The organism is Flavobacterium anhuiense (assembly GCF_050990855.1).
GTDB lineage: Bacteria > Bacteroidota > Bacteroidia > Flavobacteriales > Flavobacteriaceae > Flavobacterium > Flavobacterium anhuiense_C.
This window is the reverse complement of record NZ_CP158861.1, coordinates 3,599,968-3,621,857: the sequence shown is the minus strand read 5'-3', so window position 1 is coordinate 3,621,857 and position 21,890 is coordinate 3,599,968. Positions and strand designations below refer to the sequence as shown.

Here is a 21,890-nt window from a genome sequence, read left to right as displayed (position 1 = left end):
GTAAAAACCAAAAAAAACAACTTCTATTTACATATTTTAACAATAACACAAAACTATTTTTATAGCGTTTTGTTAAAATTCCACCATTTTGTTTAACATATCAATGTTACAAATAAAATCGATAAAGTGCAAAAAAAATAAGACAAATTGCAAAAAAATTCTTTCATCCCCAGAAACGGTCAGCCTTCACACAATGTTGTCAAAAACTACTTTAAGTTCTTTTTAATTATTTTCTTTAAAAAAAATTAAACTTTAATTAAACCTTTTTATCTGCTTTTAGTCTAAAAGCAAACCCTTGTACATACAAATGTTAAATAAACGCTAACAGCTTCCGATTTCACACCAAAAAGTTAAATTTGTAAGCTTACTAAAAACAGAAACCTAAAATCTATATTCACCTCTTTTTTATGAAACTAAAACACCTCATTTACACTCTATTAATCATTGCAATTGGAGGCTTTATTACCTACAGAATTATTTCCAACAAGGGTAAAAACGACGACTCTAAAAAATTTGATGATAAAAAATCTCCAACAACTGTTAATGGAATCGTAATAAAGACGGCCACTTTTGATAATAATTTAGCATTATCAGGATCTATTGAAGCAAATGAGCAAGTGGAAATTCATACTGAAGTTTCAGGAATCGTTGAAGGCATTTTTTTTAATGAAGGAAGCACTGTAACAAAAGGACAGGTACTTCTGAAAGTAAATGATATTGAACTAAAAGCACAATTAAGACAAGCTCAGACCAAAGAAGGTTTGGCTGCCGAAAACGAAAGAAGAGCAAAACTATTATTGCAAAAGGAAGCCATTAGCCAAGAAGAAGCAGATGTTGCAAAAGCCGATCATGCTTCTGCGCAAGCACAAACACAATTAATAAAAGCACAAATCTCTAAAACTTCTGTGAGAGCGCCTTTTTCAGGGAAAATTGGTTTACGCTCAATTTCTCCGGGAACCTATATTACACCAACTATTTTGGTAGCAAAATTGGTCAATACCAGCAAATTAAAAATCACTTTCTCAATTCCCGAAAAATATGCTGCAGAAGTGCGATCTGGATCTGTAATCGATTTTAAAGTTTCTGGTTCTGACAAAACGTATAATGCAAAAATTTATGCAATCGAACCAGAAGTTGCCGTTGCAACACGTACGCTTCAAATTCGTGCGCTTGCAGATAATACTGACGGAAAACTTTTCCCTGGAACTTTTGCAGACATCAAATTGCCTTTAAATATTATTAAAGACGCTATTGTAGTTCCTTCTCAAGCTATCGTGCCAATTCAAGACGGTAAAAAAGTGTATGTTGCCAATAACGGACAAGCAAAAGAAGTTATGGTCGATGCTACAACAAGAACAGATTCTTCAATTTTAATTCTAGCAGGATTAAAACCTGGAGACACTTTGATTACAAGCGGCGTAATGTCTTTAAAAGACGAAGCTCCTATTAAAGTTAAAGTTAAATAGCCTGAAAGTCCAAAGTCGAAAGTCTAAAATCTTGCGGCATAAAATCATAGATAAAAGATTATAGCATGATTTAGCACTAAATCTGAAATCTGAAATCTAAAATCTAAAATTACAAATGAGTTTATCAACTACAAGTATAAAAAGACCTGTCTTAACCATAGTACTGAATCTATTAATTATATTATTCGGTTTTATTGGTTATACATTTTTAGGGGTTAGAGAGTTCCCTTCTATCGACCCTGCGCAGGTTTCCATTCGCACCAATTATACCGGTGCTAATTCTGATATTATTGAATCTCAAATTACAGAACCTCTTGAGAAAGCCGTAAATGCTATTGACGGAATTAGAAACATTACCTCTTCAAGTAATCAAGGAAGCAGTAACATTACAATCGAATTTAATCTTGACAAGGATCTTGAAGAAGCGGCAAACGATGTTCGCGATAAAGTTTCTCAAGCAATTAGAAATTTACCGCAAGATATCGACGCTCCGCCTGTTGTTTCTAAAGCTGACGCCGACAGTGAATCCATCATTTCGATGACGGTTCAAAGTGATACGCGAAGTTCCTTAGAATTGAGTGATTATGCAGAAAATGTAATTTCGCAGCGATTAGAAACTATTCCTGGAGTTAGCGCTGTTCAGATATGGGGTCAAAAACGTTATGCCATGCGTTTATGGATAGATCCCGCGAAACTGGCTGCTTATGGCTGTACAGTTGCAGAAGTTCGTGCTGCATTAAACGCTCAGAATGTGGAGCTTCCTTCTGGTAAATTGACTGGAAACAATACAGAATTAACCGTAAAAACGATTGGAAATCTTTCTAAAGCCGAAGAATTCAACAACATTATCATTCGTACAGATGGAGATAAAATTGTGCGTTTGAGTGACATCGGAAGTGCAGAGTTAGGTCCAGAGAATATTGAAACCGGATTAACCTCTTCTGGACTTCCAATGATCGGACTTGCTATTGTGCCAATGCCTGGAGCGAATTATCTCGATATTTCAAAAGAATTTTATAAAAAATACGAAGCGTTAAAAAAAGATTTGCCTAAAGACATTAAACTAAATATTGCTCTAGACAATACACTTTTTGTTAAGAAATCAGTCCTAGAGGTTGCGGAAACTTTAGGAATATCAATCATCTTAGTAATCATTATTATTTATCTGTTTTTTAGAGATTGGGCTATTGCATTCCGTCCTTTAATTGACATACCGGTATCTTTGATTGCTACATTTTTTATCATGTGGCTTTTTGGTTTCTCTATAAATGTATTAACACTTTTGGCTATCGTATTGGCTACTGGTTTAGTGGTAGATGACGGAATTGTAGTAACAGAAAACATCTTCAAGAAAGTAGAAGAAGGAATGTCGCCAATTGAGGCGGCCATTAAAGGATCTAACGAAATTTTTTACGCTGTAATTTCGATTTCAGTTACTTTGGCGTCTGTGTTTTTGCCTGTAATTTTCCTTGAAGGATTTGTTGGACGACTCTTTAGAGAATTTGGGGTTGTAATTGGTGCCGCGGTATTGATATCTGCTTTCGTTTCCCTGACTTTAACGCCAATGCTTAATGCTTATTTAATGAAAGGCGGAGAGCAGAAGAAATCTAAATTTTATATTAAAACAGAACCTTTCTTTGAAAAAATGAATAGCAGTTATGCTGAAGCGCTTTCAAAATTTATGGAAAGAAAATGGATCAGCTTCCCAATTCTTATTGCGTGTTTCGGATTAATCTATTTGTTTTTTACCATTCTTCCAAAAGAAACTGCTCCTTACGACGATCGTAGTTCTGTAACCATGCGTATGACGACTCCAGAAGGTTCTTCATACGAATACACAAACCGTTTTATGCAGGAAATATCACAATTGGTTGATGATTCTATTCCTGAAAAAAGAGTTAGTCTTGTTATTACAGCACCTGGTTCTGGAGGTTCTGCAGCAAATTCAGGTTTTATCAGACTTTCTCTAAAACAGCCAGATGAAAGAGAAAGATCTCAAAAAGAAATTGCAGAAAAACTTTCTAAATGGACAAAGAAATATCCAGATGCTAAAACATCCGTTATTCAGCAGCCAACTATTGCAGTAAACAGACGCGGTGGTTTGCCAATTCAATACATTATTCAGGCACCTACATTTGACAAGCTGAGAGAAAAAATTCCTCAATTTATGGATGAAGTAGGCAAAAGTGATGTGTTTTCGATTACAGATGTCAACTTAAAATTCAACAAACCTGAAATTAACGTTACCATTGATCGTGAAAAGGCAGAAAGTTTAGGAATTTCAATTCTAGACATAGCACAAACTTTACAACTTTCTTTAAGCGGACAACGTTTTGGATATTTCATTAAAAACGGAAAACAATATCAGGTTATTGGGCAATTTGATCAAAAAGACCGATCCAAGCCGCTTGATTTGACTTCTATGTTTGTAAAAAATAAAAACGGCCAATTGATTCAGATGGATAACGTTGTGAAGGTTTACGAACAAAGTAATCCTCCACAATTGTATCATAACAACCGCTATATGTCAGCAACAGTTTCTGCCGGTCTTGCACCAGGAAAAAGTATGGGCGACGGTATTCAAGAAATGGACCGAATTAAAGCGAAAGTTTTGGATGAAAGCTTTACAACCGATTTAGCTGGAGAATCTCGAGATTTCGTAGAAAGTAGTTCTAACACTTCTTTCGCTTTCGGACTGGCTTTGCTATTAATCTTCTTAATTCTTGCTGCACAGTTTGAAAGTTTTATCGATCCGTTTATTATCATTTTAACGGTTCCAATGGCTGTTGCAGGAGCCTTATTCTCTTTATGGCTGTTCAACCAAACTTGGAACATTTTCAGCCAGATTGGTACGGTGATGCTGATTGGTCTGGTAACCAAAAATGGTATTTTGATTGTAGAATTTGCCAATCAGTTGAGAGAACAAGGCAAACCTAAAATGGAAGCTATTTTAGAAGCTTCAGAAGCACGTTTACGTCCAATTTTAATGACGAGTTTGGCTATTGCATTAGGAGCGCTTCCAATTGCAATGTCGCTTGGAGCTGCGTCTACGAGTAGAATTGGTATGGGAGTTGTAATTGTGGGGGGAACTATTTTCTCATTGGCATTAACGCTTTTTGTAATTCCTGCCATTTATTTAATGTGGTCTAAAGCGAGAAAACATTATCCTGAATTTGACCATATTGACGAATACGAAAGAGACAGCATTAAATAGAAACCAAAAAATATACTTTGGTTAAAGAAAAAGAATATGAATATCAAAAAAATATACTGTACAGCAATTATCCTGTTACTTTGCATTTTCCAATCAAAGGCACAGGAAGTTCTTACTATCGAGCAGGCTATGTCTATAGCTCTGGAAAATAATTTTGAAATTAAAATTGCAAAAAATAATTCCAAAATAACAGAAACCAACGTAACAATAGGGAACGCTGGAATGTTGCCAACAGCGACTGCAAATGTGACGGACAATAATAGTATTATGAATTCGTCGCAAACGCGTCAAGACGGAACAACTACTTCTTTGGATAATGCCAAAAACAACAGCTTAAACTACGGAGTAAGTTTAGGATGGACTGTTTTTGACGGAATGAAGATGTTTGCTAAATTAGATCAGCTGAAAGAACTTCAGAAACTAGGCGATGCAGAACTTAAAAGGACTATTTTAGTTAAAATTGCTCAAGTAAATTCGGCTTATTATGATTTAGTGCAAATGCAGCAGCAATTGTCTGCGTTGGACACTACGATTGTAATTTCAAATCAGCGATTGACTTTGGCTAAAAACCGTTTTAGTATCGGAAAAGCTTCAAAACTAGAAGTTTTAAACGCACAAGTTGACTTAAACTCCGATCAGGTTGCTTTATTGAGACAAAAAGAAGCTTATGCCAATGGCAAGATTTTACTAAACCAGCATTTGGCGCGAGATCCAAAAATAGATTTTAAAGTGACCGATAAGGTTACAGTGGACAATAAATTGGTTCTAGCCGATTTAATGGATTTAGCCCAAAAACAAAACCCAGGTTTAGAGGCAGAAATCATCAATAAGCGTATCGCCGAATTACAGTTAAAACAAGTAAAAGCAGACCGTTACCCTATTTTACGATTAACATCAGGATATAATTTCTCTGAAAGCCAGTCGAGTTTAGGTTTTACCAGTGCAACTTCTTCTAGAGGTTTAAATTATGGCTTTAATGCTTCAATGAACATTTTTGATGGTTTTAATCAGCATCGTAATGAAAAGGTCGCAAAATTACAGATTGAAAATTCACAACTTGCTATCGAACAGCAAAACATAACCCTAAATACACAGTTGAGCACTGCTTTTCAAACATACTTAACCAATTTAGAGTTAATTGATTTGGAAGAAGATAACGAAGCGATTGCCAGACAGAATTTAGAAATCACTTTAAACAAATTTAAAATCGGAACCATTACAACGCTTGATTTTAGAACAGCCCAGCTTAATTATGTCAACGCAAAAGTACGGTACAGCAACGCGCAATACGAAGCAAAATTATCTGAAATTGCCTTAAAAGAATTAGCTGGAAATATCAATTTTTAAGTAATTTTGTTTCAAAACATACTTAAATGATTTCTTATAACACCAAAGACTGGTTTACTTTTATTTTTCATTTTCATAAATCGGATACCGTTAGAAAACTGATTACGATTATGATTGCCATTGGAATTTATTCTGCAGCCGTCTGTTATCTAGAACTTCATTATTTTAAAGTAACCAAAAACGATTACATCCACAATATTCCAATCATGCACGGAATGCTTGGATTTGTAATCTCGCTTTTGCTTGTTTTTAGAACCAATACAGCTTATGACAGATGGTGGGAAGGCCGCAAACTTTGGGGCGGACTGGTAAATAATAGCCGTAATTTTGCCATAAAGCTTTCAGCAATTCTAAAAGACGAAAATGACAGAAAATTTTTTAGAAAATATATTCCTATGTATGCCGATATCCTTCATCTGCATTTAAAAGATGATGATACAGGCAAAATGCTGTTTGAGGATGTTGAGCTAGAAATTGACCAGCATAAACACAAACCAAATCAATTAAAAAGAATCATGTATCATAAAATCAATGATTTGTATGATGCTAAAAAAATATCTGGAGAGCAGCTAATTACACTAAATGACGAATTAGTTGCTTTTACAGACATTTGTGGTGCGTGCGAACGTATTAAAAACACTCCTATTCCCTACTCTTATAGTGCTTTTATAAAGAAATTCATCTTCTTTTATACCATGACATTGCCTTTTGGCTATTCTGTTAGTCTTGGTTATTTGGTTGCTCCAGTTGTAGTTTTCATATTCTATGTATTAGCCAGTTTAGAGCTTATTGCCGAAGAAATTGAAGATCCATTTGGAAATGATGAAAACGACCTGCCAACGAAGAAAATTTCAGAAAATATTAAAAAACACGTAGAGGAATTAATATAACCTCTAAAATACCTACAAAATTTTACAAAAGAAGCACTTTAACGGCTAATAAAATCATTGAACGACTATTTTTTGCAATCTTGTAAATAAGTCGAAAATTTGTAACAGCAATTTTAAACTCCCTCATTTAAAACTGCATCTTTATTCTTATGTGTTACTAATTTTTAACTCTTTTATTACGATGAAAAAAATTATTACCATTGTTATTTTTGCTTTTCTGATTGTCAATTGTACTAACGAACCTGTAAATACTGACATTCAATCTGAGGCTAAAGAAACGAATAGTTCTACTACTTCTGCAACTGCTAAAGGAACTTATTCGAATTGCGATCCAATCTCAATTAACATTATGGCTGGCCAGTTTACCAATGCTGGAAAAGTTTTAATTGAAAACGACGCTACAAATCTTTATGTAACCTACACTGCATTTCAAGATTGGTATTTTAGCGAACTACACTTATACGTAGGTCCTTATGCCAATGTACCACTACAAAACGGAAATCCTGTTCCTGGGCAATTTCCGTATAAAAAAACTTTTAACCCATTAGTTCAAAGCTACACCTTTACAATTCCACTTGCAGCAATAGCTCTGGATGCCAATAAATGTTTATTTATTGCAGCACATTCTAGTATGAAAAACATTGTAAACGGAACCGTTGTTAAAACAGAAACTGGCTGGGCAGGCGATATTAAATTCCCAGGGAAAAACTGGGCAACCTACTTTAACTACTGCCTAAGAACTTGCGATCCACCACCACCTCCTGGCGAAACTACGTGCGACACTGCTTACATGTTTGGAAACAATACTTTTAATAGCTTAAATCTTTCTGAAAAATGGGGTTGGGTTACTTCTTATGCCAATGTTGCTAACGGAACTTACATCTATAACTTGTATGCAGGTGCTGGACAAAACGATATCAACAATGGCTATCTAGCGGGAACTGTCACCGTTGTTATTCAAGGAAGCAGTGTTCAAGTAACTTTGAATGCCACACACGCTGGAACTGTCTTTACTGAATCACATGTTTATTTATCAGACAGTCAACCAACTACCGCTGCTCCGGGGCAATATGGCAATCTGCATAATTTAAACAATACAACCACAGACACTTACAACTTAACCTATAGCGGAGATGGAAGTTTCTGGTTAATTGTTCATGCGGGAGTTTGTACTACTCAATAATTTGAATTAGAAATAGAAATTAGTAAAAAAGGGAGGATTGTTTTAATTCTCTCTTTTTTTTATTGCGATTTGTTTCTTTTACAGAAAAATAGAAGCCTTATACAAAGCATAAAAAAGGCTTAAATATTTAAACTGTAAATATATTTTTATTACATTTAAAGTCGTCACCAAAAATTAAATTTAATGAACAATCAACGATTTTTAGTCAATCCGCTTCAATTATCGCAAGAGAAATCATTAAAAACTCTTGTAGAAAACAGAACTATTTACAATTTAAATCATTGTGAATTAAACCTCTTTGAAACCTACGAATCGACACAAAAAGTTCCGTTGAAATTTAATGATTTAGTGGTAACGAGCATGCTTCGCGGCAAGAAAATCATGCATCTTTTTGATGATCCCGAATTCGTTTATCTTCCTGGCGAAACGGTAATTGTACCTTCTAATGTCGAAATGAAAATTGATTTTCCTGAAGCTTCAAAAAACAATCCAACACAATGCCTTGCATTAGCAATTGATCAAGATAAAATCGCCGAAATCTTAAATTTCTTAAACGAGCAATATCCAAAAGAAGGAAGTAATATGTACTGGCAGTTAAACTATCAGAATTATTTCTTTTACAACAATGTAGAAATGGCTGCGACGATCAATAAACTCATCAAAGAATGTATGAGCACATCGGTCACCAAAGACATTTTTGCCGATTTAACTTTAAAAGAATTGCTGATTAGGATTATTCAAACGCAAACCGTAAAATCTTTAGATCAAGGAAAATTTCTTGAAAACAATAATCCGATTAAAGAGGTTACCGAATATATTAAAGAAAATTTAAAAGAAAACATTAGCTTAAAAACGTTAAGCGAAAAAGCTTGCATGAGCACCACTTCTTTCTACCGTTTCTTTAAACGCGAACTCGGAATGAGTCCGATAGAGTATATTTTAAATGAAAAAATAAAATGTGCTAAAAACCTCTTGAGAAATCCAACACTTCAAATTAACGAAGTTTGTTATCTAGCCGGTTTTGAAGACGCTAACTACTTTATCAGATTGTTTAAAAAACACGAAGGAATTACACCGAAACAGTATCAACTATTGTATGTTGCTTGACAGAGGGACAAAGGCTCAAAGCAACAAAGCAACAAAGCTCACAACCTATGAACCTATATTCCTCTGTTCCTTTTAACCTCAAAAAAAAGTAACAGGTTCCAAATCTTTTTCTTCTTCGGGTGTGAAGATGCGGTATTCTATTTGGAATGTTTTCTTGAGCGGCGTCTCTAATGAAAAACCTCCTACTCCAAAGGCATCAATAACCGTTAATGTAAAATGTGCATGTTTCCAATATTCAAATAAATCTTTATCGACCCAAAATTCAGTGTCTTCAATAACGCCAATGCAAACATCGCCTGTTCGCTGATAATAGCCGCCTTTTTCAAAACATTGCGGTTGTGTGCCTTCGCAACATCCACCTGCTTGATAAAACATCAGATCACCGTGTTTTTCTTTCAGAACTTTAATCAATTCTATTGCTTTTTCTGTAGCATCAATTCGCTTCATCATAATTTTTCATAATTAAAAAAAGCAGCAAATTCAATTAAGAATTCACTGCTTTAACATAACCAACCTTTTTAAGCTTGTGCTATATCTAGCACAACCCTTCCTTCTATTTCACCTTTTTTCATTTTGTCAAAAACAGTATTGATATCTTCCAATTTTGTTGGCGTTACTGTTGCTTTAACTTTTCCATCAACTGCAAATTCAATTGCTTCTTTCATGTCTTTCCTCGTGCCCACAATAGAACCTCTTATGGTAATTCTATTCAAAACCGTATCGAAAATAGACAAATCAAAATTACCTGGAGGAAGTCCGTTTAATGCCATTGTACCTTTTCTTCTCAAAGTTTCAAGCCCTTGTTTAAAGGCTATCGGAGAAACTGCGGTAACCAATGCCCCATGCATTCCACCTACTTCTTTCTTTAAGAATTCTCCAGGATTTTGATTTTTAGCATTCACAACCAAATCGGCACCCAATCTTTTTGCTAGTTCCAGTTTATCATCTCCAATATCAATTGCGGCAACATTCATTCCCATAGCTTTTGCATATTGCACTGCAACGTGCCCTAATCCTCCTATTCCAGAAATTGCGACCCATTCTCCAGGTTTCACTTCTGTTTCTTTCAATCCTTTGTAAACGGTAACCCCAGCGCATAAAATGGGGGCCATTTCAATAAAATTTACATTAGAAGGCAAAATTCCAACATATCTAGCATCTGCGATTACATATTCAGCAAATCCGCCATCTACGCTGTAACCGCCATTCTGCTGGCTCTCGCATAAAGTTTCCCAGCCTGTAATGCAATGATCACAACCACCGCAGGCACTATACAGCCACGGTACACCAACTGCATCTCCTTCTTTTACATTTTTCACGTCCTGCCCTACCGCGACAACATAACCAACGGCTTCATGTCCTGGAATTAAAGGCATTTTAGGCTTAACTGGCCAATCGCCTTCTACAGCATGTAAATCAGTGTGACAAACTCCGCTTGCAATTACTTTTACAAGAATTTCATTTCTACCTGGGCGTTTCACTTCTACCTCTTCTATTCTTAAAAGAGAACCGAATTCACGAACAACCGCAGCTTTCATGGTTTTTGGAAGCATAATTCTATGGTTTTAAGAGAATAGAAAACCTATCGATTTTCTATTGTCAAGTTTATATTCTTTAAAAGAACCCTAATTTCTTTTTGTCGTAAGAAATCAGCATGTTTTTGGTTTGGCGGTATTGGCTCAACATCATTTTATGGTTTTCACGACCAATTCCAGATTGTTTGTAACCACCAAACGGAGCGCCCGCAGGATAAGAATGATATTGATTAATCCAAACGCGACCTGACTGAATCGCTCTAGGAACTTGATAAATCTCGTGCGCATCTCTTGTCCAAACTCCAGCACCTAATCCATACATGGTATCATTTGCAATTTCGATTGCTTCTTCAGTAGTTTTAAAAGTCGTAACCGCTAGAACAGGTCCGAAAATCTCTTCTTGAAATATTCGCATTTTGTTGTGCCCTTTAAATAAAGTTGGTTTTATGTAGTAACCGCCTTCTAAATCGCCTCCTAATTTATTTTCATCTCCTCCTGTCAGCAATTCTGCACCTTCTTCTTTTCCTAATTTGATGTAAGACATAATTTTTTCTTTCTGAACAATCGAAGTCTGAGCACCTATCATCGTCGATTTATCCAACGGGTTTCCTGCAATAATGGCTTCGGTTCTTTCAATTACTTTTGCAATAAATTTGTCGTAAATATCTTCGTGAATTAATAATCTAGAAGGGCAAGTACAGATTTCTCCTTGATTTAAAGCAAACAATACTGCACCTTCAACTGCTTTATCAAAGAAATCGTCATCATGATCTGCTACAGAAGGAAAGAAAATATTTGGAGATTTACCGCCTAATTCTAAAGTTACTGGAATAATATTTTCTGTAGCATATTGCATTACTAAACGTCCTGTAGCTGTCGACCCTGTAAATGCCGCCTTTGATACTTTTTTATTAGTAACTAATGGACGGCCTAATTCTGCACCAAAACCGTTTACAATATTTAGAACTCCTGGAGGAAGAATATCTCCGATTAATTCCATTAAAACCATAATAGAAATTGGAGTGCTTTCTGCTGGTTTCAATACGATTGTATTTCCTGCCGCAAGTGCTGGAGCAATTTTCCAAACGGCCATTAAAATTGGGAAATTCCATGGAATAATCTGTGCCACAACGCCAAGAGGCTCGCTTAAAGCAATAGAAACGGTTTGAGAATCTAGTTCTGCAATAGAACTTTCTTCTGCACGAATTACACCGGCAAAATATCTAAAGTGATCAATTGCTAATGGAATATCTGCTGCAAGTGTTTCGCGAATTGGTTTTCCATTATCTACCGTTTCAACCGCGGCGATATATTCTAAATTATCTTCAATTTTTTGTGCAATGTTATTTAATAAAATACTTCTTTCAGTCACAGAGGTTTTTCCCCAAGTTTTAAAAGCTTCATAGGCTGTATCTACTGCCAATTCTAAATCTTCTTTTCCAGAATGTGCTGCTTTGGTAAATACTTTTCCATCAATTGGAGAAACAACATCAAAGTATTCTCCTGAAATTGGTGCAACAAATTTTCCACCAATATAATTATCATACTTTGCCTTAAAGTCAGGTCTTTTTACTGCGGTACTCATAATATTCTTTTTTTTGATTTACTTCAAATTTAGCTTCATAAAAAGAAACAGAATAGCACTTTTCATCCATCTTGTAGCACAAAAATTACACATTCCATTTTTTTAACCCTTCAAACTATTCATTTGTTAAAATTTAAAGACAGAAATTATTAAAAGCTCAAACTATTACATTTTATTTCCATGAAAAAACAACTAGAAAAAACTACTTAATTTTTTCTTACTCCAAACCGCAATCCTTATATTTGTAACCTTATTCAAGAATTAAATAACTACAATGAAAATATCTTACAACTGGTTAAAACAATTTATTAAAACAGATTGGACATCTGAGCAGACTTCTGAATTACTAACAGATTTAGGTTTAGAAGTTGAAGTTGTCGAAAAATACGAATCAATAAAAGGAGGTTTAGCAGGCGTTGTTGTTGGACACGTTCTAACTTGTGAAAAACATCCTGATGCTGATAGATTGAGAGTTACTACAGTTGATGTTGGTTTAGAAGCTCCTATCCAGATTGTTTGCGGTGCAGCAAACGTAGCGACTGGACAAAAAGTGCCTGTTGCCACAATTGGAACCGTTTTGTACGATAAAGAAGGTGCAGAATTTACCATTAAAAAAGGAAAAATCCGCGGACAAGAAAGTCATGGGATGATTTGCGCTGAAGATGAATTAGGTTTAGGAACAAGCCATGACGGAATTATGGTTTTGGCAGAAGATTTGGTTCCTGGAACTCCTGCATCTGAAGTTTTCCAAATTGCAAACGATGAAGTTTTCGAAATCGGTTTAACGCCAAACCGTGCCGATGCTATGAGCCATTTCGGAACTGCTCGTGATTTAAGAGCAGGAATGTTGCAGCGCGGTGTAAACGTAGAATTGATTACGCCTTCTGTAAGCAATTTTAGAGTTGACATGCGTACGCTTAAAATTGACGTAAATGTGGAAGATTCTCATTTAGCGCCAAGATATTGCGGTGTAACTATTTCTGGAATTTCGGTACACGAATCTCCAAGTTGGCTGCAAGACCGTTTGAAAGCTATCGGATTAACTCCAAAAAACAATATTGTTGACGTTACTAATTATGTTTTACACGAATTAGGACAGCCTTTACACGCTTTTGACGCTGCAAAAATCAACGGTAAAATAATTGTAAAAACGGTCGCTGAAGGAACTAAATTTATTACGCTTGATGATGTGGAGAGAACACTTCATAAAGAAGATTTAATGATTTGCGACGAAAAAGGTCCGCTTTGCATTGCTGGAGTTTTCGGAGGAAAAAAATCTGGAGTTTCAGAAGGAACTACTTCTATTTTCTTAGAAAGCGCTTATTTTGATCCAGTAAGCATTCGTAAAACAGCAAAAAGACATCAATTAAGCACAGATGCTTCTTTTAGATTTGAAAGAGGAATTGATCCAACGATCACAGAATATGCTTTAAAACGTGCAGCTCTTTTAATTCAAGAAGTTGCTGGCGGAAAAATCACTTCTGATGTGGTAGAAGTTTACCCTAAAAAAGTGGAAGATTTTTCAGTTTTATTGAATTTTAGCCATGTTTCTAAAATTATTGGACAAGAAATCTCAAAAGACACCATTAAGAAGATTTTAGTTTCTTTAGACATTAAAGTAAACAGCGTTTCTGATACTGGTTTAGGCTTAACTATTCCTGCATATCGCGTTGACGTTCAACGTGAGATTGACGTTATTGAAGAAATCTTAAGAGTTTATGGCTATAACAACATTAATTTCTCTAAGAAATTTAACGCTACAGTTGCAAATTCGCCAAGAACAGAAGATTATAAAGTACAAAATGTAATAGCGTCTCAGTTGAATTCGCAAGGATTCCATGAAATGATGGCCAATTCATTGACCACTGCAGCTTATGCAAAATTATCGAATTCATTAAAAGAAGAACATAATGTTTCAATGCTAAATCCATTGAGCAGTGATTTAGCAACACTTCGCCAATCTTTGCTATTCTCTGGATTAGAAGCGGTTTCTTATAATATTAATAGAAAAAATTCAGATTTAAAATTATTTGAATTTGGAAAAACATACCATAAATATTTAAACGGATACGAAGAGCACAAACACCTTTCTTTGTTGGTTTCTGGAAATAGAAATAAAGAAAGCTGGACAAGCCCGCAGAAAACAACAGATTTCTTCTTATTGAAAGGATACGTGAAAGCGATTTTGTCTCGTTTAGGAATTGAAAAAATTAGTAACGCACCTGTTCAATCAGATATTTATTCTGAAGGAACTGCAATTACTTACAATAATGATATTTTAGTTGAAATGGGTGTTGTTAAAAAACCTATTTTGAAACATTTCGGAATTAAACAAGACGTTTATTACGCTGATTTTAATTGGGATTTGGTTTTAAAAATCATTACTGGAAAAATTAAGTATACTGAAATTCCTAAATACCCAGAAGTTCGCCGTGATTTAGCCTTATTAATTGATGAAAAAACGACTTACGAAAGCATTTTCAATTTAGCGAAGCAGACAGAAAAAACGCTTCTGAAAGACATCAATTTGTTTGACGTTTACCAAGGAAATAAATTACCAGAAGGAAAAAAATCATATGCTTTGAGTTTTACTATTCAAGATAATACTAAAACCTTAACCGACGCTCAGATTGATAAAATCATGTCTAAATTACAACAGACTTTTGAAACTGAACTTGGCGCAAGTTTAAGATAATTTTCTTAGCTACAAAAAAGAAAACCCGATAAGAGTATTGTCGGGTTTTCTTTTTTATTCTAGTTTCACGTTTTTAGGTTTTTATTTTGGCTACAAATTTTACAATTTGCTAAAAAAGGCTCATTTAAGCCCGTTTTCATTTTTTTTAACGTTGGGATTCTTATTTCTTATTTACCGTCTTAAATACCAAATAAAGCATTAAATATGACTTATCCTGTAGCGCCATGCTACCTAGAACTGTTTTCATTTCGATTTAATAAGTTAATGCTGCAAAAACAGGGTATTCCTTTATTTTTTCACGCCCATTAAGGAAAGTTAGCTCCATTAAGAAATTACATTGTACAATTTCACCACCAAGTTTCTCTACCAACTCGCAAACTGCTTTCGCTGTGCCACCAGTAGCCAACACATCATCGTGAATTAAAACACGATCCCCTTTTTTGATTGCATCGGTATGCATTTCTAAACTATCAGAACCATATTCTAATTCGTAAGAAGCAGAAATTGTATCAAACGGAAGTTTTTTTGGTTTTCTGACAGGCACAAATCCCGCATTTAATTCTTGCGCCAATAACATTCCAAAGAAAAAACCTCTAGATTCAGCCCCCACTACCTTGTCAATTTTTTGTCCATTTAGTGAATCAAGCAAAATTCTAAGGCAATTTGTTCGCGCTTCTGGATTAATTAGTAATGGAGTTATATCTTTAAATAAAATTCCTTCTTTTGGAAAACCCTGAATATCACGTATATAATTCTCGAACTGCATTTTTTTTAAATTTTATGTTATTTTTTCCTTGTTTATCTCACATTTATGTCTATCTTTGCACCCGCAATAAGCAATCAACAAAGCTACAAAAAAATAGCTAATTGATAATAAAAAAGGCCTCGTGGCGCAACTGAATAGCGCATCTGATTACGGCTCAGAAGGTTACAGGTTTGAATCCTGTCGAGGTCACCACACAGCCAAATGGCGCCAATTGAAGACAATTGGCGCCATTTTTTTATCTAAAAACATATTTGATAAGATGTTTAAAATGAAAATTTATGTTTTTATTAGAGATGGCGGAGTATAGCCATTTATCATGCTTTCTTGAGGCCAGTAGGATCTCAGCAAAAGGCCGAACTTATCCTTTGGTATAGGAAGCCAGTTGTTCACTTTGTCAGGAGATGGTTTGGCATTTTGAAAATATATCGTCAGCGAGCCATCTGGATTATATTTCAAATCTTTGTTTTTTGTCCCTAACGAATAAATTTTGGCATCGTTTATAAAAAAGAAGTGGTTATGATCGTAAACTGTCAAGGACCAGAAACCTTTTACTTTAGGAATTAAATCTTTTGCAAAAGTGATAGTATAATTAGATTTCCCATTTAACTCAATTCCTTTACTATCTAAATCCTGATTATAATAAATCGTTTCCTGCGGTTGGTTCACAAATATATTGGCTCTTGCGGCACTTGTTCTGCTTAGATAATCTGTTCCAAAGGCTGCTCCGTTTTTGGTCGTGTTCCAATAATTTCCTACTGGCACACCAACATTTTTAAACTGACGAAGTGGTTCTATCAAATCTCGTTCTGCATCTATAGCGGCTTTTGTTAAAACAGGCATTAACGTACTGTCTTTTTTCACGGCATCCATAACAGAATTAAACAATCCATAAAGACTTTCTTCTCCTCTTAATGGCGGAACTTCCTTTAAGATATTAGGAAACTCTTGGAAAAATTTCTCTGGAATTACGAATGCCACTTCTTTTCCACCCTGACTTTTATTTGGATCTGGAAATGAAGGTATTTTTGCCCATTCTTTTGTTTTTACTTTTCCATTATACTCACTTAATGGATACGCCATCAATTGATTGATAACGGGTTGAATAGCTTTTCTATCTTCAGCAGTATTGTTTAAAAATGCTCTTGGAATTACAAATGCTAAATTGGTATCGCTATGGAAAACTTCTGTTATGCCATCAGGCACTTTTCCTTTCCAACCTGGGCCAACAATTAGATAAAATCCTTTTTTGCTTCCATACATTGCACCCAATTTTGCAATTCCGTCTGTACGCTGATTTCCTAATTGAACCACCCAAAATCGATCTCCAAAATCCGGTACCTGAACTACAACAGGGCTTTCATTGAGCATCATAATTCCGAATCCATAAACCACATCCTGATTTGGACAGGCTACGTATCTTTCAGCTGGCGTGATATAATCCGAGGTCATACATAAATTATTCACAGGAGCAACAGGAACGGCCCCGCCGTTTAATCCAGGCATAGGAACTTTTCTCATTACCAGTACGCGGTTATGCATATTTACCAATGGCCAACCCCAGAAATACATCTGCTTGCCCAGCTGGTAAACATATTCTTTTGTCATCACCACATTGGGAACAGGTCCGGGAACAGATATTTTCTTTATGGAATCCGGTTGCGCAACTTCTGAAGCTGCAACTACAGCTCCTTTCTTATCTGGATTGCATGATACCAAAATGCTTATCAGCATTAAAAGACTTAATTTTTTCATACGAGTTGACTTTTAGATTTATTAACTATATGTGGTGCGAGTTTAAACTATAGAAAAAGCAGAAGCCCAAACTGTTACTGTTCCGCCAATTTAATGTCCTCCAGCTTCCATGTCTTATCAAACCAAGGCTGTAGCGGTCCATAGAGCCTGAAAATAGTAAACCAGCTTTTTCCTGGAATAGTCTGGATCCAGTTGTTGGAGTTTTTTGGTTTTGATGGCCCGAAATAAATGTCTACCGTACCATCCGTGTTCTTTGTGATGTTAGTCTGGCTGGACAGACTGGGAAACTGCTGGTCGGTCTGCAGCATAGATCGGGTTTGCGGATCATAGAGCACGATTGACCAAAAGTCCTTTACCGGCACATTTGACGCAATATGCAGTTTATAATTTTTAGATCCATCAAACGGTTCGCCTGCAGAGTCTAGATTTGAAGATGCATACTGTGACCCTATTCCTGCCATGGCAACCGCCATTGCCGGTGTGTTTACCGTTGCTGCGTAAAAAAAGAAAGTTCTGGCATCAAAGTTTCTTCCGCCGTCTTTTATCATCCATTCATAGCTGCCTCCAATAAACGGCGTATTCCAGTGAAGTCCAGGATAAATAATGCTTCCTTCCAAACGGGAACGGAAATCAATTGAACGGGCTGCTGCGTTTCCGACAGCTACAGCATCTGTGAGTATCTTTTTCATCCTTTCGTCAGGATCAAAGGGTTTTCCTTTTTTAATCCCTATCGCATTAAACAGTCCCATCATGTCTGGTCCGTAAGAGTCCACGGGTTCTTCCTGTACAATCTGATCCAATTCTTTATAGAAATTAAAATCATTGGAATGTATCGTATGCATTTCCTGTCCCGAAAGTTCCTTGAATTTTGCAGGATGAGTTTTCCCTGCTTCGGACAAAGGATAAATTCTCATCGAATTCTTAATAGCTTCTACAGCTGCTTTTGTAGAACCGTCTTTCATAAAACCACGGCCCAACACCAAATTTCCATAAGTCGGTGATTTATAAACAAAATACCCCTTTGGTGTTTCTCCTTTATAATCTGGAGGCAGAATTAGATATTTACCCCCTTTGCCTTTATCAGGACCTGCATTGCCTAAATCTGTAACATAGCGAAACCAGAAATCATTTACAACCCCAAGAACATTTGGAGGGCTTTCAACCACTATTGGACCATTTTTCAGATCAATCCACGAGGCATAATAAATACTTTCAGTATTTGCTGTTAAAAATAAAGATTTAGAGTCCATCAAATTCTGAAATAACCCAATAGTTCCATCAATTGTACCCTTATCTCTATTTCCTTGTCTTAAAGCCACCATAGAAGCTCCAGGAATTCCATTCAAAAAGACTTCTATTCCACGGCTGAAATCCAACTGATCATATGCTTTCTGGGCGGTTTCTTCAGTTGGGATACCATCAAAAAACTTCAGCTCGCCAATTCTTGTGTCTACAGAATTTGGAGTCTGTATACTTTTTGGAATCTCTGTTGTCATTTTAAACTTTTTCTGAGAAGCGCCATTGTAGCTTATGCCTATCAAAAGAAATATGCTTAATTTAATTCCTGTACTCTTCATAGTTAGAACTTTAGGGTTAATGATTTGATTGCACAGCCTCTAATTTATTTTTAAAAAGCCAATCCTGTATTAGAAAAAAGTCCCTAATATGTTGCACATTCTAAAATGAAACCAATTTTATGAAATTGGACTACAGCAGAAAGCTTAAATATTGATTTCAAAACAGTCCAAATTCCAAGTCATCCATAAATGATTTGTATAATGCAAAGTAGCCACTACGCAAGCTAAATGGAGACAACTTAAGCCAAGTGGTGTAATCTTTTTCATTTGCATAATTGGCTCTGATACCTTTTATTCCTCAAAAGTTAATTGCAAACGTTATTCATCTTTTACACTGTTTAAAAATTTATGGGTAATGATAAATCAGCCTATTTTAACGAAGAAACCTTTTTAGCACAAAAAGTTTAAGATTATCTGTTGTAAATAATATTAAAATTATTTGGGAAATAGAACAGATTTATACCTCAATCCCCAACAGGACATCTAAACCAAATTCACTACGCCAATGAAAGACAGACATTACCCGTAGTAAGCCAACTGCTTTAAATCATCCAAAATTTTTGTTGAAATTTGTCTCGCCGAGGTCACAACGCCAAATGGCGCCAATTGAAGACAATTGGCGCCATTTTTTTTCTTAATCATACCTTACCTGTTCTGGATAATTATTAATTGCAGCAAAATTGAAGTAAAGAATTCGTTTATTATTCTTCCTGTTTTAGCATGAGCTGGTAGAAGTTCAAATTGCGATATAGCCCGAATTTCTTAATAACCTCGTTAAAACTGGCAACCTCGACAAAGCCAAATGATTCATGAAGTCTGATGCTTGGCATATTCTCAGAATCTATACCGGCAAGAATTGTATGCTTTTGGTTTTCCTTTGACCATTCAATAAGCTTTTTGATCATTATCTTACCAATGCCGAGACCGCGATTCCCTTCCGCTACATAGATAGAAATATGAACGGTCGTATCATATTCAGCGGTCAGGAAGATATTGAGATTGGCAAAGCCCACTACCCGGCCTTGATTATTCTCAGCTACATAAACAGGCAGACCTTCTGCCCGTTTTTGACTAAACCATTCTATCCGTTTCTCCAAAGTATGCACATTATTGTCCTGCACAAAGGATGATGCCACCAATGCCTCATTGTAAATTTCGGTAATTCGGTGTATATCTTTTATTTCTGCCACTCTAATTTTTATTTTGCCTTTCATTCGTTCATTATTTTTTTATGCCATTAAGCCAATGCAGACTGCTACTATTTTTCATCTGCAAAGTTATTGTACTGGTTTTATAAGATACAGATACAGTTATGAAGGTTTCATAGGGCACAGATTAAGTTCGTGTTGCTCCGAATTTTGAAAGCCGTATATTTTGTCAATGCGAATATTTCATTCTGTACCCATAAAACATTCTTATTCTATGTCTGTAGCCTGTTACTGCCTGTTTCTAAATTTGCCTATTGAAGATCTATTTGAACAAGTATTATGAAAAAAGTCACAACCTTTAACTTTTTTGGAGCAATTCAGTTATACTCGTTCTTTAAATATATTGGCACCAACACATATGAAGTAAATTTACCTAAAAGTGAATCTTTTTTACAAAATTTAATAAAAATGCAGATTTAACTTTGCTGAATAAAAATATTTACTCATGCTATTCGAAAAATTTAACTTAAAAAACATAGAGCTGTCCAATCGCCTTGTGATGGCTCCTATGACCCGAAGCCGTTCTAAAAATGGCATAATGACAGAAACAAATGCTGAATATTATCAACAGAGAGCTTCTGTTGGACTTGTAATAACAGAGGGAACGTCAATTTCCGAAAATTCCATGGGATACCTTTATGTTCCGGGTATCTATAATGCCGCACAAACAGAAAGCTGGAAATTAGTTACAAAGGCAGTCCATGCTAAAGGTGGAAAAATATTTACGCAGCTTTGGCATGTGGGGAGAGTTTCACATATTTCAAACCAGCCGAATCATTTTGATCCTATTGCGCCATCGGCAATCCTTGCAAAAGAAAGCACAGCATGGGGAATAGAAAATGGTATTGAAGGACGTGTTCAGGTATCGACTCCCAGAGCTGTTTTTAAAGCGGAAATCAAAGAAATAATTCAGGCATATGTAAAGGCTGGACTTAATGCCATTGAAGCGGGATTTGACGGCATTGAAATTCACGGGGCAAACGGTTACCTTGTTGATCAGTTTCTGAATCCCGACACTAACCTGCGAACTGACGAGTACGGAGGATCAATAGAGAATCGCGCACGTTTTGTGTTGGAGGTTATAGACGCATTATCAACAGCTATTGGAGCTGATAAGATAGGCATTAGAGTTTCACCGTACGGAACTCAGCATGATATGTCCGTATACGATGATATTACTGATATGTACCATTATCTTGCGTCTGAATTCTCTAAACGCGATATTGCCTATGTTCACTTGCATGATCAGGGCACGCTTTATTCAGAGCACTTCGACTTCATTGAAAATTTTAGAGGCTGGTACACGGGAAATATCATTTTTGCAGGTTTTTTGACTAAAGAACTAGCTGAGCAGCTTCTTGAAAAAAATTTGATAGATCTTGCAGCATTCGGCAGACCCTTAATTTCCAATCCCGATCTGGTGGAACGCCTTAAAAATAATTATCCGCTTAATCCGGGAGATCGTGATACCTACTATGGATTCAGCTCAACAGGATATATCGACTATCCGAACTACAATGAACTTAGCGAAGAAGACAAGAAAGCGCTTGCAGAAAGCAATTAAC

General features: G+C 35.7%; 16 protein-coding genes and 1 tRNA gene. 9 read left to right on the top strand and 8 right to left on the bottom strand.

Annotated features, from left to right (window positions below):
• The first annotated feature begins 407 nt into the window (after window positions 1-407).
• The 6 genes from ABTV69_RS16085 (at window position 408) to ABTV69_RS16060 (ending at window position 9,207) form a co-directional block, all read left to right on the top strand.
• Window positions 408-1,466 (top strand): efflux RND transporter periplasmic adaptor subunit, encoded by a 1,059-nt coding sequence (locus ABTV69_RS16085; protein WP_433830523.1) that lies wholly within the window; start codon window positions 408-410, stop codon window positions 1,464-1,466.
• 115 nt (window positions 1,467-1,581) lie between these two features.
• The gene (locus ABTV69_RS16080) at window positions 1,582-4,680 is read left to right on the top strand and encodes an efflux RND transporter permease subunit (RefSeq protein ID WP_433830521.1); all 3,099 of its coding nucleotides are present in this window, start codon (window positions 1,582-1,584) and stop codon (window positions 4,678-4,680) included.
• 36 nt (window positions 4,681-4,716) lie between these two features.
• Window positions 4,717-6,027, top strand: a complete 1,311-nt coding sequence (locus tag ABTV69_RS16075) for a TolC family protein (protein ID WP_433830519.1) — start codon at window positions 4,717-4,719, stop codon at window positions 6,025-6,027.
• Window positions 6,028-6,053: 26 nt separating this feature from the next.
• Window positions 6,054-6,917, top strand: a complete 864-nt coding sequence (locus tag ABTV69_RS16070) for a bestrophin family protein (protein ID WP_433830517.1) — start codon at window positions 6,054-6,056, stop codon at window positions 6,915-6,917.
• Between the two features lie 181 nt (window positions 6,918-7,098).
• The gene (locus ABTV69_RS16065; protein ID WP_433830515.1) at window positions 7,099-8,100 is read left to right on the top strand and encodes a hypothetical protein; all 1,002 of its coding nucleotides are present in this window, start codon (window positions 7,099-7,101) and stop codon (window positions 8,098-8,100) included.
• A 183-nt stretch (window positions 8,101-8,283) separates the two neighbouring features.
• Window positions 8,284-9,207, top strand: a complete 924-nt coding sequence (locus tag ABTV69_RS16060) for an AraC family transcriptional regulator (RefSeq protein WP_433830513.1) — start codon at window positions 8,284-8,286, stop codon at window positions 9,205-9,207.
• Between the two features lie 78 nt (window positions 9,208-9,285).
• Here ABTV69_RS16060 and ABTV69_RS16055 read toward each other — a convergent pair whose 3' ends face one another.
• The 3 genes from ABTV69_RS16055 to ABTV69_RS16045 all read right to left on the bottom strand — a co-directional run bounded on the left by ABTV69_RS16055 (window position 9,286) and on the right by ABTV69_RS16045 (window position 12,327).
• Entirely contained in the window at window positions 9,286-9,657 is a 372-nt protein-coding gene (locus tag ABTV69_RS16055) for a DUF779 domain-containing protein (protein ID WP_433830511.1), read from the bottom strand.
• A gap of 68 nt (window positions 9,658-9,725) precedes the next feature.
• Window positions 9,726-10,760, bottom strand: coding sequence for an alcohol dehydrogenase AdhP (adhP, locus tag ABTV69_RS16050; protein ID WP_433830509.1), 1,035 nt, complete (start codon window positions 10,758-10,760; stop codon window positions 9,726-9,728).
• A gap of 61 nt (window positions 10,761-10,821) precedes the next feature.
• On the bottom strand, window positions 10,822-12,327 hold the full coding sequence (locus tag ABTV69_RS16045; RefSeq protein ID WP_433830507.1) for an aldehyde dehydrogenase family protein: 1,506 nt from the start codon (window positions 12,325-12,327) through the stop codon (window positions 10,822-10,824).
• Between the two features lie 274 nt (window positions 12,328-12,601).
• Between ABTV69_RS16045 and pheT the strand changes: the two genes are divergently transcribed.
• The gene (gene pheT, locus ABTV69_RS16040; RefSeq protein WP_433830505.1) at window positions 12,602-15,022 is read left to right on the top strand and encodes a phenylalanine--tRNA ligase subunit beta; all 2,421 of its coding nucleotides are present in this window, start codon (window positions 12,602-12,604) and stop codon (window positions 15,020-15,022) included.
• 253 nt (window positions 15,023-15,275) lie between these two features.
• Here the strand turns inward: pheT and ABTV69_RS16035 are convergent, their stop codons facing one another.
• The gene (locus tag ABTV69_RS16035) at window positions 15,276-15,788 is read right to left on the bottom strand and encodes an adenine phosphoribosyltransferase (RefSeq protein WP_433830503.1); all 513 of its coding nucleotides are present in this window, start codon (window positions 15,786-15,788) and stop codon (window positions 15,276-15,278) included.
• Between the two features lie 115 nt (window positions 15,789-15,903).
• On the opposite strand from ABTV69_RS16035, the gene ABTV69_RS16030 reads away from it, so the two are divergent.
• A tRNA-Arg gene (locus ABTV69_RS16030) sits at window positions 15,904-15,980 on the top strand.
• Between the two features lie 84 nt (window positions 15,981-16,064).
• Here ABTV69_RS16030 and ABTV69_RS16025 read toward each other — a convergent pair.
• From ABTV69_RS16025 to ABTV69_RS16010, 4 genes are all read right to left on the bottom strand, one after another.
• On the bottom strand, window positions 16,065-17,540 hold the full coding sequence (locus tag ABTV69_RS16025) for a DUF1254 domain-containing protein (protein ID WP_433830501.1): 1,476 nt from the start codon (window positions 17,538-17,540) through the stop codon (window positions 16,065-16,067).
• A gap of 74 nt (window positions 17,541-17,614) precedes the next feature.
• Window positions 17,615-19,117 (bottom strand): DUF1254 domain-containing protein, encoded by a 1,503-nt coding sequence (locus tag ABTV69_RS16020; RefSeq protein WP_433830499.1) that lies wholly within the window; start codon window positions 19,115-19,117, stop codon window positions 17,615-17,617.
• Window positions 19,118-19,636: 519 nt separating this feature from the next.
• The gene (locus ABTV69_RS16015; RefSeq protein ID WP_433830497.1) at window positions 19,637-19,759 is read right to left on the bottom strand and encodes a hypothetical protein; all 123 of its coding nucleotides are present in this window, start codon (window positions 19,757-19,759) and stop codon (window positions 19,637-19,639) included.
• Window positions 19,760-19,818: 59 nt separating this feature from the next.
• Window positions 19,819-20,331 carry an N-acetyltransferase family protein gene (locus tag ABTV69_RS16010; protein WP_433830495.1) on the bottom strand — a complete coding sequence of 171 codons (513 nt, stop codon included), beginning with the start codon at window positions 20,329-20,331 and terminating at the stop codon, window positions 19,819-19,821.
• Window positions 20,332-20,770: 439 nt separating this feature from the next.
• Between ABTV69_RS16010 and ABTV69_RS16005 the strand changes: the two genes are divergently transcribed.
• Window positions 20,771-21,889, top strand: coding sequence for an alkene reductase (locus ABTV69_RS16005; RefSeq protein WP_433830493.1), 1,119 nt, complete (start codon window positions 20,771-20,773; stop codon window positions 21,887-21,889).
• Window position 21,890: the final 1 nt, after the last annotated feature.